5 protein-coding genes are annotated in these 20,400 nt (G+C 36.1%); 4 read left to right on the top strand and 1 reads right to left on the bottom strand.

The window, feature by feature from the left end; translation table 11 throughout:
- The first annotated feature begins 212 nt into the window (after positions 1-212).
- From ABW636_RS14740 to ABW636_RS14730, 3 genes are all read left to right on the top strand, one after another.
- A complete protein-coding gene (locus ABW636_RS14740; protein WP_367590831.1) occupies positions 213-1,265 on the top strand; it encodes a YncE family protein in 1,053 nt (350 codons plus the stop codon).
- 879 nt (positions 1,266-2,144) lie between these two features.
- The gene (locus tag ABW636_RS14735; protein ID WP_367590830.1) at positions 2,145-15,863 is read left to right on the top strand and encodes a PKD-like domain-containing protein; all 13,719 of its coding nucleotides are present in this window, start codon (positions 2,145-2,147) and stop codon (positions 15,861-15,863) included.
- A 58-nt stretch (positions 15,864-15,921) separates the two neighbouring features.
- Positions 15,922-16,869 carry a PorP/SprF family type IX secretion system membrane protein gene (locus tag ABW636_RS14730; protein WP_367590829.1) on the top strand — a complete coding sequence of 316 codons (948 nt, stop codon included), beginning with the start codon at positions 15,922-15,924 and terminating at the stop codon, positions 16,867-16,869.
- A 25-nt stretch (positions 16,870-16,894) separates the two neighbouring features.
- Here the strand turns inward: ABW636_RS14730 and ABW636_RS14725 are convergent, their stop codons facing one another.
- Positions 16,895-18,532, bottom strand: a complete 1,638-nt coding sequence (locus ABW636_RS14725; protein ID WP_367590828.1) for an ABC-F family ATP-binding cassette domain-containing protein — start codon at positions 18,530-18,532, stop codon at positions 16,895-16,897.
- Between the two features lie 753 nt (positions 18,533-19,285).
- Here ABW636_RS14725 and ABW636_RS14720 point away from each other — a divergent pair.
- The gene (locus ABW636_RS14720) at positions 19,286-20,380 is read left to right on the top strand and encodes a ferritin-like domain-containing protein (protein ID WP_367590827.1); all 1,095 of its coding nucleotides are present in this window, start codon (positions 19,286-19,288) and stop codon (positions 20,378-20,380) included.
- Positions 20,381-20,400 lie beyond the last annotated feature (20 nt).

The following is a 20,400-nucleotide window of genomic DNA, read 5'->3' as shown; positions in this document are numbered from 1 at the left end:
ATTATCATCAAAATCATTTTTTGATTAGTTAAGTACTCTTTCTTATTCTTCCCCCATTAAGAGTATATCGCAGATATCATATTTTCTTATTTGATTTAAACCTATTTATAGTCTTAAGGTTTTATAAGCAATTGATTATACATAAAACAATATAATAACAACATACCGATTACAAATATTAACCATTCACAATTATTAAATCCCTTACGCAAATGAAAAAATTCATTTTATTTATCGCAATTGGCTTTATAGCTGCCTTACAAAATTCGTGTCAGAACGAAGAACTTTTGAATCCCGAAGAGTCAATAGAAATCATAGACAAACAAAATAGTTATTCTAAAGAGTATTTTCTTGTAGCTAACCGTGGATCTGGTACTATTAGTGTTTTTGATGCAAAAACTACTCGATTTATCAGAAATATTAAACTACCGGACTCTAATGCTGAACCTACTTATTTAGCACATAGTAAAACGCATAACAGATTATATGTTGGTGATTTTGCCAACAAAAAAATACTATACTTTAATGCAAAAAACTTTAGGCTAAAAGGCGAAATAAAAATAAAAAAAGGAGCATTACATATGGCATTAAATAAACAGGCAAATCAATTATGGGTTAATAATATTATTTCAAAAAAAACTACGATAATTGATTTGAACAGTAATTCTGTTATTAAAAACATTAAGCTTCCTTTTGACAAAATAAAAAGATTGACGACTAACGCTGTACAACACGACATAACCATTAACCCAGTTGGAAAAAAAGCCTATATATCAATATTAGATGGTCTTAATAAAAGTTATATCGTAGCATATGATACTAAAACTTTTAAGTATATAGATCATAAAGTAGTTGGTGGTGGTGCCCGTTTATTATCTGTTAAGAGCAAATTATATGTCTCATCCAAAGAAGACAATAAATTAAGTGTATTTAGAAATCAAAATTTAAACTTAATAAGTAATATCCCTTTTAAATCAGCTCATGGTATCGCTAGTAGCGATGATTATATATTTACTACTGGTATTAAAAACAATAAATTAGCCGTGATCGATAGGAAAAACAATAGGATCATATCACGAAAAAACACTGCTTATGGCAGACCTCACAATCTTGCTGTAAATAGTAATGGAAACCGTTTATTTGTATCTCATTCAGATCCAAATGCGACCCAAGTAGTTTTTTATAAAGTAAAACGCAACGGTACCTTACAAAAAATCTCACAATACGATTCTGGTTTAAACCCATATGGAGTATTATATTATTAAAATAAACGATCAAAAAAATAAAATGTAATCGGTAATTGTATAAACAAAACGTTATTGGTTAAGGTAATCATTAAATAAATTTAATGATTACCTTAACACTATTAATTATTGATTGGTTTATATTGAACTTGTTCAAACTTTTTTGATTCATGCGAAAAATGATGATTCTTTGGTGAATTGAATAAAGTTTAAACCAATTCATTTAATAGTCTATACCCTTTGTTTTATATGATTATCCGTTTTGTATGATAATGATATTCAATGTCATTCCGAATTTATTTCGAAATCTTATTACATTCATATGTACTAACTTATAACAAGAACCTGAAACAAGTCTATAATAATGAGTTATTATGCATTTCGGACATTCAAATTGTTTTACTATAAAATTTGAAATATCAATATTAAATTTATGATTAGTATATTGAATTATGAAAAAATGGTATCTTATTGTTAACACTTATTCCTCCTAAAAAACGCATCAAGAAATAACTATAGAAAGGCTTGTTTATACGAAAAACGTCAAAACATACTAGTACTTTTAAATAATATAATACAGAATAAAAGTTCTAAATGACTTGTTCCTAAAAGTATAATTTCTTACAAAAAAATTAACAAATTCAATCATAGTCTTACATATCATCGTTATAAACATTCCTTAAAACCGAAGCAAAAAACAGTTTTACTTATTTACAATCAATGATTTGTGGTAATACCACATACAAAATACTGTGCTTTTAGCTATATTTGAGTAAGATCGATTCTATACGTTTTAAAGATATTTATTGCTTTTTAACGACATACCCAGATCATCCTATCAAAAAAACCCCTAACAAATATTGAATATTAATCATTGATTTTACATCGAACTAATTTCGCATGGCTAAACTTTACATTCTAATTATTGCATTAATTATCGGTGGTGCTAATGTTAGGGGGCAGTTAAGTAATATCCACTATTTACCACCCTTAAAGCAAGGAAATGGAGGATCAGGCTCTATAAGTCAACAAAGAATTTATCTTTCTACTCCAGAAACTACTGCTTTTGACGTACAGATATATAACGGAACAAATCCTACTGCAATTGCAACCATCACAGGCTTATCTAATACAAGTTCTCAAACTTACAATCTAGCGAATGGAAACAATGGTTTAACTCTTGTTAGCACAGCAAATACCGGAATTGTACTTAGTAATGCAGGATTACGATTCGAATCTGCAGGAGGTGAAGAATTTTATGTAAACTATCGAGGAAGATCAAACGCTCAAGCAGCTTCCTTAACTTCTAAGGGAAGGCAAGCATTTGGAACCTCATTTAAATGGGGAGGTCGACCAAATTATGGGAATAGTCATAATACGTTGAATGCCGTAGTAGGTATTATGGCAACACAAGACAATACAACTGTAAATATTTTTGGTTATGACTCAGATTGTACTTTTAGAAATGGTAATAGTGCCGCGGGTATAACTGCAGATAATATAACAATTACACTAAATGCTGGTCAATCATATGTATTAGAAGCCCCAAGAAACAATGGAGCAGCAAATATTGACTGCTGGTTGGGGGCTTCGATACAATCGAATAAAAATATAGTTATTTCGAATGGTAATCTAAATGGAGCTCCTTCTCCAACTTCGAATAGTAGAGATGCAGGTATTGATCAGGCTGTGCCAGAAAACGTATTAGGCAGAGAGTATGTATTTGTAAGAGCGGGAGGTACAGACTTGAATGAAACACCAATTATTATAGGTACGCAAAATGGTACAGATATTTTTGTAAATGGTGCTACTACTCCTATAGCTACTATTAATGATGGAGATTACTTTATGATTCCGGGAACCAATTATTCTTCAGGGTCAATGGGTGCAAATATGTATGTCACGGCTAGTAAGGAAGTATATGCATATCAAAATATTGCTGGTTCTAGTGCAATACAAACGGGAGGATTAAACTTTATTGCTCCTACCAATTGTTTATTACCTGATTTTTTTGATAATCTTCCAGATATAAGAAATGTTGCCGGATTAAATTTTACGGGTGGAGTTACCATTACCGCTTCTACGAGTACACCAGATGCAAATATTACCGTCACTGATGATAATGGCGCGGTAACCCTACCAGCTTCTATACCCGTTACAGGAAGCTCTGATTGGAAGACAATTACAGCACTAGGACTTACAGGTGATGTTAGCGTACAGTCAACAGGCCCTATAGCAGTAGGATTTTTTGGCGCGAGCGGTAATGCCGGGTTAGCAGGATACTATTCTGGCTTCGACACGGTTCCTGTAGTAGAATTGGATGTAACAGGAGATGGGTGTCTTCCAGGATCGGATGTCTTCGAAGTTTCTGGTAATTTTGATGCATATCAATGGTTCGAAAATGGAGCACTAATTCCCGGAGAAACCACCAGCGTATATACTCCAAGCGAACCAGGTGATTTTTTTGTTCGAGTCACAAGAGGACCTTGTACTTATGACTCTGCTATTTTATCTGTTTTTAATTGTGACCCCGAAATTGTATTAACAAAAACGGTAGATAATACTACTGCTATTGAAGGAGATACGGTCACTTTTACTATAGAAGTAGAGCAATTGGGAATAAACCCTGTCACGAATCTGGTTATCAACGACCTTTTACCTCCAGAGCTCACTTTTGGAACGGTAACCCCTAGCTATGGAACATGGTCAGCTCCAAATTGGACTATTGGAGATATGTTTAGTGGCGAGGTTCATACACTTACCATAGAGGCAATAGTAAATGAAGTTGCAACACCCGGAGTGGTTACAAATACGATTAGTAACACACAAACAGAAGTTGAGGGAAACTTTTTGCCAGATGACCCCACAGAAGATGTCACCATTATTAACAATGAACTAACAAGTACAAAAACGGACCGACCTGCACCCGATGGTAGCTATGACACAGTTGGCGAAACAATTACCTATGATTTTGTTGTAACCAATACTGGAGATCAAATCATACCTTCTGTTACTATTTCTGATCCCGATATCGATCCAGGAAGTTTATCACCTGCTTCGGTTTCTAATCTTGCAATAGGAGGTTCTGCTACTTTTACAGCAACCCATACCATTACTCAAGAAGATATAGAAGCTGGACAAGTAATAAACTCTGCCACCGCTGAAGGTACATTATCCAATGGTTTTGTGATTTCTGATATTTCTGATGATCCTGACGATCCTACAACTTCGACTCATGATCCTACTATTACACCGATTGAGCAAATAGGTGCTCTGATATTAGAAAAAATTGCACAACCATCAACCGGTGGCGATGGAGATAGTTTATATAATCAATTAGGTGAAATAATCACCTACGAACTTACTGTTTACAATACAGGTAATGTAAGCTTAAATAATATTACTATCACAGATTCTAATGCGGATCTAGGAAGTATCAGTCCTGCATTTATCACCAATTTACCTGTTGGAGCTTCTGCTGTATTTACTGCCCAACATACCATTGTTTCAGCAGATTTTACCGCTGGAAATGTAACAAATATAGCTACAGTATCGGGTACAGAAGTAGTAGAAGGTACTTTAATCACAGATACTTCTGACGACCCTACCACTATAGTTTTAGATGATGCCACAGTAGTCACTATTCCTCAAATAGGAAGAATTGAAGTTACTAAGGCTGCCAGTCCTCCTGCAGATGGAGATTTTGATACTGTTGGTGAAACAATCACTTACACTCTTGTGGCTACCAACACAGGAACGGTTGCTCTCACAGATATCAATCTAGTAGATCCAAATGCAGATACTCTTATTTTAGATAGTACCACAGGAACCGATGATGGGTTAGACTTGATAGTAGATAATCTAGCTCCCTTAGAAACAGCTACATTTACAGCAACACATATTATCACTCAAGATGACTTAGATACAGGCGAAGTAATAAACACCGCTACAGCAGGCGCACAATACTTTGGAGGAAGTATTACAGATATTTCTGATGACCCCAATGACTCTACGACAACAACAGAAGACCCAACCATTGTTGCGATGACCTCAACTCCTTCTATGACCGTTACAAAAACAGCCGATGATGACAGTAATGTATCAGAAGGACAAATCATTATCTATACGTATGTGGTGACCAATACTGGAAATGTAACCATAGATGAGGTAACTATAAATGATGTTCACTCTGGAAATGGAGTTATAAATACTCCTTCTTTACAGAGTACTACAGGAACCGATGATACTCTGGATAATGATGTAGACAGCTTAGCTCCTGGTCAAATAGCAACATGGACATTGGAATATATTGTTACATCAGCTGACATTACAGATCAGGTAGATATTACCAACACCGTAACCGCAACGGGAACACCTAAAACAGGAAGTATAACAGATCCCGTGGTAGCAGAAATTGTTACTGTAAATCCCATTGAAACGATTTGCGGAGGGGTTACTTTATCACACGATTTAACGAATGATGTTGATACATCTATTGTATCCTTTAGCTGGTCTGCAACAGATAATCCTTTACTATTTGGAGAAACCACTACTACCAACACTTCTTCTGAAATTACAGACACATTGGTTAATGGGGTTACTTCTGCTCAAGATATTATTTACACAATCACCGGTTTTGATTCAGGAGGAGTAATACAAGATGTATATACATATACAGTAACAGTTCAACCTATTCCGACGGTAACAGGTTCTATTAATAAAACAAAAAACACATGTTCAGAAACATCTTTAAATGAAAAATTAATTAATGATATTGACAACTACAATGATGGGGTCACTTTTAGCTGGTTAGCTGCTGAAAATCCTAACGTTACTGGAGAAACTACCACTTCTAATACGGCTGCTAACATCACAGATACGCTCATCAATACTACCACAACGCCTCAGGATGTAGTGTATACCATAACACCTTCTGATTCGACAACCGGTTGTATTGGCACTATCTATACCATAACAATAACGGTTAATCCTAAACCTTCTGTGATAACATCTCCTACAGATACCATTTGTAGTGATGTTTCTTTAAATCATGACTTAAATAGTGATATTGATCTTGCATCCGGAACTTTTAGCTGGTCGGCAGCAGAGAACTCTAATGTAACAGGAGAAACTACGGCTGCAAGCACCGATAATAGTATCACAGATACTTTAACCAATATTTCGGGAACAGTACAAATTGTAACCTATACCATTACTCCTACCAGTGTAGATGGATGCGAAGGAGATTCCTATACTTATGTAGTTACTGTTAACCCAGAACCTTTTGTGACAACACCCCCTTCTGATACTATATGTAATGATGAAACATTAAATCATAACCTAAACAATGATATAGATCTTATAGGGGTAAGTTTTAGTTGGTCGGCGGCAGATAACCCAGATGTGACCGGTGAAACCATAATCACAAGTACAGATATCGATATCACTGATACATTAACCAATACTTCGGGAACAATACAAACAGTAACCTATACTATCACTCCTACTAGTGCTGATGGATGTCAAGGAGACTCCTATACCTATGTGGTTACTATTAATCCAGAACCTTCTGTTTCTTCTCTTCCTACGGATACAGTTTGTAGTGATATCTCATTAAATCATGATCTTAACAATGATGTAAATTTAACTGGTGTAACCTTTAGTTGGTTAGCTGCTGATAACCCTGATGTGACCGGTGAAACCATAACCACTAGTACAGATACCAATATTACTGATATATTAACGAATATTTCAGGAACAATACAAACTGTAACCTATACCATCACTCCTACTAGTGCCAATGGTTGTGAAGGAGACTCCTATACCTATGTGGTTACCATTAACCCAGAACCTTTTGTAGCTGCTCCCCCTTTTGATGTCGCATGTAGTAATATTGCTTTGGATCATGACCTTACAGAAGACGTAAACCTTCCTGGAACAACCTTTAGCTGGTTTGCAACGGACAATCCTAATATTACCGGTGAGACAACTACATCGAGTACTGATTCTAATATCACAGATACACTAAGTAATACATCAGACACCACTCAAATGGTTATCTACACCATTACTCCTACTAGTTCAGATGGATGCGAAGGAGATGCCTATAATCTTACTCTCTTTATTAACCCAGAGCCTTTTGTAACTATTCCCCCTATAGAAGAAATTTGTAGTGATGAAGCTTTAAACCATGACTTAAGCAATGATGTTAACCTCACTGGTGTAATTTTTTTATGGGTGGCAATCGACAACCCTAATGTTACAGGAGAAACGATAACCACTACTAATACTTCAAGTATTACTGATACATTAATCAATACTTCGGGGGTTGTACAGGATGTAATTTATACAGTCCTTCCGGTAAGTGCTAGTGGTTGTGTTGGAAGTCCATTTGTATATTCTTACACTGTAAGAGTAAGTCCTAAAGCGTTTGTAAATACTCCTCCTACTGATGTTATTTGTACTGGAACAACGTTAAATCATGATTTAATTGCTGATATAAATATTCCCGGAACTACTTTTAGCTGGTCGGCAGCAGAAAACCCTGATGTAACAGGAGAAACCACAACTACAAGTACAGCTACCAGTATCACAGATACATTGACCAGTACTTCGGGAACACCCCAAATTGTAACCTATACCATCATTCCTACAACCGCCGATGGATGTGAGGGAGACACATATACTTATGAAGTGACAGTGAATCCAAAACCAGTTATCATTACGCCACCAATTGATACTATTTGTAGTGATGCAACACTTAACCATAATCTAAATGATGATGTGGATCTTACCGGAGTAACCTTTAGCTGGTCGGCAGCAGAAAACCCAGACGTAACAGGAGAAACTACCTCAACAAGTACAGCGACCAGCATCACAGATACATTAACTAATACTTCGGGAACAGTACAAACTATAACCTATACCATCACTCCTACAAGTGCTGATGGATGTGAAGGAGATTCTTATACCCATGTGGTCACTATTAATCCAGAACCATTTGTGGTAACATCTCCTACAGATACTATTTGTAGTGATGCAACGCTTAACCATGATCTAAACAACGATGTAGATCTTACCGGAGTAAGCTTTAGTTGGTCGGCAGTAGAAAATCCAGACGTAACAGGAGAAACCACTGTAACAATTACGGACACCAGTATTACTGACACATTAACCAATACTTCAGGAACTGTACAAACGGTAACCTATACCATCACTCCTACTAGTGCTGATGGATGTGAAGGTGACTCCTATACCTATGTGGTCACTATTAATCCGGAGCCTTTTGTAGTAACACCACCTACAGATACTATTTGTAGTGATGTAGCATTAAACCATGATTTAAACAATGATGTAGATCTTACTGGAGTAAGTTTTAGCTGGTCGGCGGCAGAAAACCCTAATGTAACTGGTGAAACTACCACTACAAGTACAGCTAGTAGTATTACCGATACACTGACCAACATTTCAGGATCAGTACAAACTGTAACTTATACCATCACTCCTACTAGTGCTAATGGATGTCAAGGAGACTCCTATACCTATGTGGTTACGATTAACCCAGAACCATTTGTAGTAACACCACCTATAGATACCATTTGTAGTGATGCAACTTTGAATCATAACCTAAACGATGATGTAAATCTTACCGGAGTAACATTTAGCTGGGCAGCAGTAGAAAATCCTAATGTAACCGGTGAAACTACCACAACAAGTACATCCACTAGTATTACAGATACATTAACCAACATTTCGAGAACAGTACAAATTGTAACCTATATCATCACTCCTACTAGTGCTGATGGATGTCAGGGAGACTCTTATACTTATGTGGTAACTATTAACCCAGAACCTTTTGTAGTAACACCACCTACAGATACCATTTGTAGTGAAGCCGCACTTAATCATAACTTAAACGATGATGTAGACCTGACAGGAGGAACATTTAGTTGGACGGCTGCAGAAAATCCTAATGTAACTGGTGAAACTACCACAACAAGTACCGCTACTAGTATTACTGATACATTAACCAACACTTCAGGAACTATACAAACTGTAACCTATACCATTACTCCTACTAGTGCTAATGGATGTGAAGGAGACTCCTATACCTATGTGGTCACCATTAATCCGGAGCCTTTTGTAGTAACACCACCTACAGATACTATTTGTAGTGATGTAGCATTAAACCATGATTTAAACAATGATGTAGATCTTACTGGAGTAAGTTTTAGCTGGGCAGCTGCAGAAAATCCTAATGTAACTGGAGAAACTACTACTACAAGCACTGCCACTAGTATTACAGATATATTGACCAACATTTCAGGAACCGTGCAGACTGTAATCTATACCATTATTCCTACCAGTGCCGATGGATGCCAAGGAGACTCCTATACCTATGTGGTTACGATTAATCCAGAACCCTTTGTAGTAACACCTCCTACCGATACCATTTGTAGTGATACAACTTTGAATCATAACCTAAACAATGACGTAAATCTTATCGGAGTAACATTTAGCTGGGCGGCTGCAGAAAACCCAGACGTAACAGGAGAAACTACAACTATAAGTACAGCTAGTAGTATTACCGATACACTGACCAACATTTCAGGATCAGTACAAACTGTAACTTATACCATTACTCCTACTAGTGCTGATGGATGTCAAGGAGACTCCTATACCTATGTGGTCACCATTAATCCCGAACCCATTGTTATAACACCTCCTACAGATACTATTTGCAGTGGTACAACACTCAATCATAATCTAAATAATGATGTAAATCTTACAGGAACAAGTTTTAGCTGGTCGGCAGTAGAAAACCCTAATGTGGCTGGAGAAACTACCACAACAAGCAATTCCACTAGTATTACAGATACATTAATCAACATTTCGGGAACCGTGCAAACTGTAATCTATAGCATCACTCCTACTAGTGCTGATGGATGTCAAGGAGACTCTTATACTTATGTAGTAACTGTTAACCCTGAACCATTTGTAGTAACACCTCCTACGGATACCATTTGTAGTGATGTAACTCTTAATCATAACCTAAACGATGATGTAGACCTGACGGGAGGAACATTTAGCTGGGCGGCTGCAGAAAACCCTAATGTAACTGGTGAAACTACAACTATAAGTACTGCCACTAGTATTACAGATACATTAACCAATGCTTCAGGAACTATACAAACTGTAACCTATACCATCACTCCTACTAGTGCTGATGGATGTCAAGGAAGCTTCTATACCTATGTAGTCACTATTAACCCAGAACCATTTGTAGTAACACCACCTACAGATACCATTTGTAGTGATGTAGCTCTGAATCATAACCTAAACAATGATGTAGACCTTACTGGAGGAACATTTAGCTGGGCAGCTGCAGAAAACCCTAATGTAACTGGCGAAACAGCCACAATAAGTACTGCCACTAGTATTACAGATACATTAACCAACACTTCGGGAACAGTACAAACTGTAACCTATACCATCACTCCTACTAGTTCTGATGGATGTCAAGGAGACTCCTATACCTATGTGGTCACCATTAATCCTGAACCTTTTGTGTTAACACCTCCTACAGATACCATTTGTAGTGATGTAGCACTTAATCATAACCTAAACAATGATGTAGACCTGACAGTAGGAACATTTAGCTGGTCGGCAGCAGAAAACCCTAATGTGGCTGGAGAAACTACCACAACAAGCAATTCCACTAGTATTACAGATACATTAATCAACATTTCGGGAACCGTGCAGACTGTAATCTATACCATCACTCCTACTAGTGCTGATGGATGTCAAGGAGACTCTTATACTTATGTAGTAACTGTTAACCCTGAACCATTTGTAGTAACACCTCCAATTGACACCATTTGTAGTGATGTAACGCTTAATCATAACCTAAACGATGATGTAGACCTTACTGGAGTAACATTTAGCTGGGCGGCTGCAGAAAACCCAGACGTAACAGGAGAAACTACAACTACCAGTACAGCCACTAGTATTACAGATACATTAACCAATGCTTCAGGAACTATACAAACTGTAACCTATACCATCACTCCTACTAGTGCTGATGGATGTCAAGGAAGCTCCTATACCTATGTAGTCACTATTAACCCAGAACCATTTGTAGTAACACCACCTACAGACACCATTTGTAGTGATGCAACTTTGAACCATAATCTAAACAATGATGTAGACCTGACAGGAGTAACATTTAGCTGGGCAGCTGTAGAAAATCCTAATGTAACTGGTGAAACTACAACCACTAGTGTAAATGGTATTATAACTGATACACTAATTAATACCTCAACAGTAACTCAAACAGTAACCTATACCATCACTCCCACCAGTACTGGTAGTTGTGTTGGTGACTCGTATAATTATGTGGTGACTATTAACCCAAAACCTTATGTAGCTTCTCCTCCTACAGACATTATCTGTAGTGATGTAATGCTTAATCATAACCTAAACAATGACGTAAATCTTACCGGAGTAACATTTAGCTGGGCAGCTGCAGAAAATCCTAATGTAACTGGAGAAACTATCACAACAAGTACATCCACTAGTATTACAAATACATTAACCAATGCTTCAGGAACTATACAAACTGTAACCTATACCATCACTCCTACTAGCGCTGATGGATGTCAAGGAGACTCCTATACCTATGTGGTTACGATTAACCCAGAACCCTTTGTAGTAACACCTCCTACAGATACCATTTGTAGTGATACAACTTTGAATCATAACCTAAACAATGACGTAAATCTTACCGGAGTAACATTTAGCTGGGTAGCAGCAGAGAACCCTAATATAACAGGAGAAACTACCACTATAAGCACTGCCACTAGTATTACAGATACATTAACCAACATTTCAGGAATAGTGCAGACTGTAACCTATACCATCACCCCTACTAGTGCTGATGGATGTCAAGGAGACTCCTATACCTATGTGGTCACCATTAATCCCGAACCCATTGTTATAACACCACCTACAGATACTATTTGCAGTGGTACAACACTCAATCATAATCTAAATAATGATGTAAATCTTACAGGAACAAGTTTTAGCTGGTCGGCAGTAGAAAATTCTAATGTAACTGGAGAAACTACCACAACAAGTACATCCACTAGTATTACAGATACATTAACCAATGCTTCAGGAACTATACAAACTGTAACCTATACCATCACTCCTACTAGTGCTGATGGATGTCAAGGAGACTCCTATACCTATGTGGTTACGATTAACCCAGAACCCTTTAATGTAACACCTCCTACAGATACCATTTGTAGTGATACAACACTTAATCATAACCTAAACGATGATGTAGACCTTACTGGAGTAACATTTAGCTGGGCGGCTGCAGAAAATCCTAATGTAACTGGAGAAACTACGGCTACAAGCACTGCCACTAGTATTACAGATACATTAACTAATGATTCAGGAACAGTACAAACCATTACATATACCATCACTCCTACTAGTACTGATGGATGTCAAGGAGACTCCTATACCTATGTGGTTACGATTAACCCAGAACCATTTGTAGCAACACCTCCTACAGATATCTTTTGTAGTGATACAACACTTAATCATAACCTAAACGATGATGTAAATCTTACCGGAGTAATATTTAGCTGGGTAGCTGCAGAGAACCCTAATATAACAGGAGAAACTACCACTATAAGCACTGTCACTAGTATTACAGATACATTAATTAACACCTCAACAACAACTCAAACCGTCATTTATACCATCACTCCTACTAGTGCCGATGGTTGTATTGGTAATTCCTATACATACACCATAACTATTAGCCCAAAACCTCTTGTGATAACATCACCTACAGACATTATCTGTAGTGATACAGCTCTTAATCATAATTTAAATAATGATGTAAATCTTACCGGAGTAACATTTAGCTGGGTAGCAGCAGAAAATCCTAATGTTACTGGCGAAACAACCGCAACGAGTACAACTACCAGTATCACCGATTCATTAACCAATACTTCAGGAATCGTACAAACTGTAACCTATACTATTACTCCTACTAGCGCTGATGGATGTGAAGGAAACTCCTATACCTATGTGGTCACCATTAACCCAGAACCATTTGTAGCAACACCTCCTACGGATACCATCTGTAGTGATGTAACTTTGAATCATAACCTAAACAATGACGTAAATCTTACCGGAGTAACATTTAGCTGGGCGGCTACAGAAAACCCTAATATTATTGGCGAAACAACCGCTACCAGCACGACAGATACTATTACCGATACATTAATCAATACCTCTGGCGCAACGCAAATCGTAACGTATACCATTACTCCTACTGGCTCAAACGGTTGTGTGGGTGATTCATATACATATACAGTAACCATTAATCCCAAGCCTTTTGTTACTTCTCCCCCTTCTATTACTGTGTGTAATAATGTAGCTTTAAGTCATGACCTTACCAATGATGTAAATCTATCAGGAGTAAGTTTTAGTTGGTTTGCAATGGATAATGTTAATGTTACAGGAGAAACTACCACGATAACTACTACATCAAATATTACCGATACTTTAATAAATAACTCTCCTTCAGTAGAAACTATAACTTATACAATTACACCTATAAGTGCAGATGGGTGCTCAGGAAATCCATATACATTAACAGTATTAGTCACTCCTACACCAGAGCTGATAGTAACCAAAGAAGCCCTTCCCGCACCAGATGGGTCTTATGATACAGTTGGAGAATCAATAAACTATCAAATAATCATTCGAAATTCGAAAAGTGTAGATATTAATAATGTCACTATTACAGATAACAATGCTGATTATATTAGTATGACTAATATTCCAACAATACATGCTAACACTTCAATTACAATAACTGCAAGGCACACCATTACCCAAGAAGATTTAAATAATGGAACAGTAACTAATGTTGTTACCGTCGAGGGTACTGATACATGTAACACAATAGTAACCGATATTTCTGATGATCCTAATACCAGTATTCCTAATGATCCAACCGTAGTAACTCTGGATCAAAATCCTGCTTTACAATTGTTAAAAACGGCAGATATCGCTCCAGACGGAGCCTGGGATGAAGTCAATGAAGTAATAACATATGCTCTGGTAGTAACAAATACAGGAAACATCCCTCTTCAAAACGTGATAATTACTGATGCCAATGCAGATAGCGGAAGTCTTATTCCTTCATTTATAGCAACCATTCAACCTGGTGATCAGATTAATATCACTGCAGCACATACAATTACCCAATCTGATTTGGATCATGGAAGTGTTACTAATAGTGCCTATGTAGATGCCGAAGATTTAATAGGAAATATAATTACTGACATATCAGACGATCCTAATGACAATACAAATATTGATCTTAATGCAGATGGTATTCCTGATGATCCAACCGTGGTTAGTACGATTCAAAGTACAATGTTGGAAGTAACTAAAATAGTTGACAAAAAAATATACAGTCAAATAGGAGATATACTATCATATACCATTTTAATAACAAACACAAGTAACATAACGCTTCATGATGTTATTGTAAATGATCCCAATATTAGCTTTACATCTCCTAATACTCTTTTAGAAATCGCCCCCAACGAATCATTTACTGTAACGGGATATCATATCATTGATAAACAAGATATTACTAACGAAATGGTTAGCAATACAGCAATTGTCAAAGCTTTGTTTCCGAATGGAACGGCTATCATCTTTGAAGATTCTGATGATCCCAATGATCGTACCGATATCGACATTGATAACGATGAAGATCCGGAAGATCCTACGGTAAGTTATTATGATAAAGATGAAGATAACATACCCAACATAGAAGATTTTGATGATGACAATGATGGAATAACTGATATTGAAGAGCAAAACGGAGATCTGTTTCTTGACACAGATGATGATGGTATAATCGATCGTCTAGACCTTGATTCTGATGGCGATGGTATTTATGATTTTGTAGAGGCGGGGCATAATGCCATAGATTCTGAAATCGACGGAACCATAGATGGTCCTTATGGTAGTGATGGAATTTCTGACAGCGTACAAGACAATCCTTATTCGGGAGAGGTGAATTACCAAATACAAGATACTGATAATGATAGTAAACACGATTTTCAGGATATCGACGATGATGATGACGGTCTTTTAACCGAAAATGAAAACCCAGACCCAAATGGCAACGGAATTCCCGAAGATGCTTTTGATACAGATGCAGATGGAACCCCAGATTATCTGGATCCCAACTTATTTGATCCTAATGCAGAAGATGATGTAGAAATATATAATGTGGTCACTCCTAATGGAGATGGAGATCATGATATGCTACTGATTAGAAATATTCAAAACTTTCCTGAAAACGAAATCAAAATATTTAACAGATGGGGAGTATTGGTTTATGAAGTGCAAGGGTATGGAAAAAACAATAATTTCTTTAGAGGTCAATCTATGGGAAGAGTTACACTGAATAAAGAAAAACAGTTACCTGTAGGAACCTATTTCTATATTCTTACGTATACAACCAAAGATGGTAAAACAAAAAAAAGATCTGATTATCTCTACATCAATAGGTAAAGCAACTATACCTGTGTGAGCATAGTCCGAAGTCTTAAAAATAAATAAACCTTAAAAAATGAATCGAACCTATTTCATATGGGGAGTTCTATTACTGCTCTTCACCCAAACATTTTTTGCTCAACAAGATGCTCAATATACGCAATACATGTACAATACCATAAGCGTTAACCCTGCATATGCAGGCTCAAGAGATGCAATGAGTATTATTGGTTTATATAGAAATCAATGGGTAGGTATTGGTGGAGCGCCTGTTACACAAACGATAAGCATAAACTCACCTATTGGTTCACATAATCAGGTTGGATTAGGATTGTCTATAGTGAATGATAAAATAGGACCCACACAAGAAACGTATTTCGATATTGATTTTTCGTATACCATTAATCTGACTCTTGATAAACAATTAGCATTTGGAGTAAAAGGAGGTGGTCATTTATTAGATGTTAATTTTGATAAGCTTAATCAATATACCAACTCTGATCTGTCATTAGAGACCAATATAGATAATAAATTCTCTCCTAATGTTGGCGTTGGAATTTATTATCATACAGAAAAACTATATTTGGGAGCTTCTGTACCCAATCTGTTAGAAACACAACATTTTAATGAATCCGGAGATCAAGACATGTCTGCTTCTTTTTTGGCCAAAGAAAGGATGAGCTACTACCTTATTGGTGGATGTGTTTTTGATGTTAACCGATTTCTAAAATGGAAACCCGCAGTACTGGTCAAGGCTGTTTCGGGAGCCCCGCTTCAGGTAGATCTGTCTGCGAACTTTTTATTCAGAGAAAAACTTACTCTAGGTATTGGATATCGATGGGATGCTGCGATCAGCGCACTTACCGGGTTTCAAATTTCAGAAGATCTCATGTTAGGGTTCTCCTATGACTGGGAAACAACAGCATTAGGAAATACCGAGTTTAATACAGGTTCGTATGAATTTTTTCTACGTTTTGAAGTTCTCAGAAAAAACAAACGGATTCTTTATCCTCGATTTTTTTAAACAAGTATAATATAACTAAGTACTTCTAACTCTTTAAATCTATCTCCTTCAGGTTTTTAATCCTATTTCGTTCTAGAAAATCATCAATAGTCTCAAAATGCTCTATAACACGTTGTTCTTTAAATTCAAAAACTTTTTGAGATAATCCTTGTAAAAAATCACGATCATGGGATACTAAAATAAGTGTTCCTTCAAAAGACAGTAATGCTTCTTTAAGTACATCTTTGGATTTAATATCTAAATGGTTCGTTGGTTCATCAAGAATCAATAGATTAACGGGCTCTAAAAGTAATTTTACCATTGCCAATCTAGTTCTTTCACCTCCAGAAAGTACTCCCACTTTTTTCTCGATATCATCACCTCCAAACATAAATCCTCCTAAAATATTCTTTATTTGAGTTCTTATATCACCTTTGGCAACCTCATCTACAGTTTGAAAAACGGTTAATTCGGGATCTAATAGTGCTGCTTGATTTTGAGCAAAATATCCCACTTTTACATTATGCCCCAAATGGCAATCTCCTTCAACATCAATTTCATTCATAATGGCTTTAATCATGGTTGATTTACCTTCTCCGTTACGCCCTACAAAAGAAACTTTTTCTCCCCTAGAGATTGACATATTCGCTTCTCTAAATACCGTGTGATCACCATATTTTTTTGTTAGGTTTTTTACGGTTACAGGATAATCTCCTGATCTGGGAGCTGCCGGAAATCGCAATTTAAGAGATGAAGTATCCATCTCATCAACTTCTATGATTTGTAACTTTTCGAGCATTCGTTCTCTGGATGTCACTTGATTCGTTTTAGAATATGTGCCTTTAAATCGTTCTATAAATGCTCTGTTATCTGCAATAAATTTTTGCTGTTCTTTATAGGCTTTCATCTGGTGCTCTAATCGATCCTTACGCAATTGCAAATAATGAGAATAATTAGCTTTATAATCATAAATTCTTCCCATAGTTACCTCTATAGTTCTATTAGTAATATTATCGATAAAAGCTTTATCATGAGAAATAACAACAACAGCATTTGCTTTGTTTACCAAAAAATCTTCTAGCCAAATTACAGACTCGATATCGATGTGGTTTGTGGGCTCATCTAACAAAATTAAATCAGGCTTTTGCAATAATATTTTTGCCAACTCTATTCGCATTCGCCAACCCCCGCTAAACTCTTTGGTAAGTTTGGTAAAATCTTCTTGCTTAAATCCTAGACCTTTTAATGCTTTTTCTATTTCTGCATCATAATTAATGTCTTCGAGTGCATAAAATTTCTCTCCTAAATCTGAGACTTTTTCTATGATAGACATATACTCATCAGACTCATAATCTGTTCTGGTTTCTAACGCTTTATTTAAGCTGTCTATCTCATCACGCATGGCTAGAATGCTAGCAAAGGCTTTTGACGTTTCTTCAAAAACAGTACAATTATCTTCTGTAAGCAAATGTTGTGGCAGGTATGCAATTACCGTGTCTTTGGGACATCTAACACCTCCTCTGGTTGATTTTTGAGCACCTGCAATAATTTTCATCATTGTGGATTTACCTGCACCGTTCTTACCCATCAAAGCTATTTTGTCATTTTCATTGATAACAAAAGAAACATCACTAAATAAAGTTTGGCCACTAAATTCTACTGCTAACGCATCTATAGAAATCATACTATTTTGATTTTTAAAAATGCAAAATTAAGAAAAAGTCTTGCAGTATAAGTGATCCATTCTATTTACTTTAAAATTGCTAAAAAACAACCTTCAGCTTACCTCGTTTCTCATAGTATCCTACATAGGCGAACACCACTTATGAAATATGCTGAAATATTATTTCAGATAACACTCTCGTAAATTTGTAGTATCAAAATCGGAATGGTGGAGTTGTCAATTGATGATCTGGGTTATTTTTTGTGCAAAACAGATCTCATATAAAGCGGTTAATTTAAGTTATGAAATGATTTAATGACGCGTCATTTCATAGAGAAGGGGTTCTAAAATTCACAAAATTTATATCGATAACTCCATTCATTCCTCAACCTAAAATATCTTTGGTTATGTGTACAAAAAACAGCTTTTCTATTTTGCTACCTTTTAAGGTATTTACAGATATTTATTTTTTTATTTCTACTACCGCAATTCGTAAAATAAATTTGTTCTCTATCAAGAGATAAGTGCTATATTTTTTTTAACTTATATACGCATTTAAAAGTAGTTATTTTATCTTAAAAACTACACCATCAATCGTTTATAAAACCACCACTATTAGTTGCTAAAAGAATCACATAAAAAAGGTTAGTAGTGCCATCTTATAAATGCTATTTTTGATAAGATGCAGGAAGTTACAAACTAGAAATATTTCAAACTTCGCTTATAGTTTACACTGCAAATAACAGTACTAATGACTTAATTAAATTAAATATGTTGACCACATATAAAGCAGAATTATTCAATAATTTACAAACGGCGATAGAGCTCGAACATTCTACCATCCCTCCATATTTAGCTACACTTTTTACCATCAATCAAGATACAAATGCTTTTGCTTATGGGGTAATACGCAGTGTAGTAATGGAAGAAATGCTACATATGACATTGGCCTGTAATATTTTGAATGCGGTAGGAGGAACTCCTCTTATAGATAACCCAAAATTTATCCCAGAATATCCCGCAGAATTTAATTTTGCAGATCGCAAATTTGACGTTGGGATTATAAAATTCTCTAAACCTGCGATTGAAGCATTTTTAGAAATTGAAAAACCCTCTCAAGAACAACTTAATGTTACAGGAGAACATATCAATAGTTTTCTGCATCCAATAGACATAAATAGCAAAACTATTGGTGAGTTTTATGACACTATCAAAAAACAACTAGTCTATTTGGTAAAAGAATATGGTGAAGAAGCAATTTTTGATGGTGAGAAAAACCTGCAAATCACTCCCAAAGAATATACTAGTAATAGTGGCGAAGTAATTGTTGTAGAAAACCTGAAAACGGCTCTTTTTGCTATAGATGTTATTGTCGATCAGGGTGAGGGGATTTCTGATTCTATTTACGATGGTGACAACACCTATTTTGGTCAGGATAAAGAAGTAGCGCATTACTATAGATTTTATGAAGTCTATGTCGAACAACAATACCGAGAAGGAGATCATCCAACAAAAAAACCCACAGGTAAAAAGATTTCTATTAATTGGAATGCTGCAATAGACATGATAGCAAACCCAAAGGCAAGTGATTTTCCTGCAAACTCGATGGCCAGAACAAAAGCAGATGAATTTAACCAGTTGTACTCTCACTTTTTACAGTTATTACACCTTACGTTTAATGGGCAATCTTCTTTACTTGATAAAGCAATAGCAATGATGTACCAGATGAAACAACTTGCGGCAGAATTATTAAGTTGTAACATCCCCGGAAATGAGGAAGGAAAAGTAGCTGGGCCACCATTCGAGTATATCCCTTTGGCAGAGCGAAAGCAATTTGACTGGTTGGCTAAAGAATTAACCTCGAAATAAGAGATCGGATCTAAAAAAAC

It is taken from the genome of Aquimarina discodermiae (assembly GCF_040786235.1).
Classification (GTDB): domain Bacteria; phylum Bacteroidota; class Bacteroidia; order Flavobacteriales; family Flavobacteriaceae; genus Aquimarina.
The sequence above is the reverse complement of the archived record's forward strand: the minus strand, read 5'-3'. Positions and strand labels throughout refer to the sequence as shown.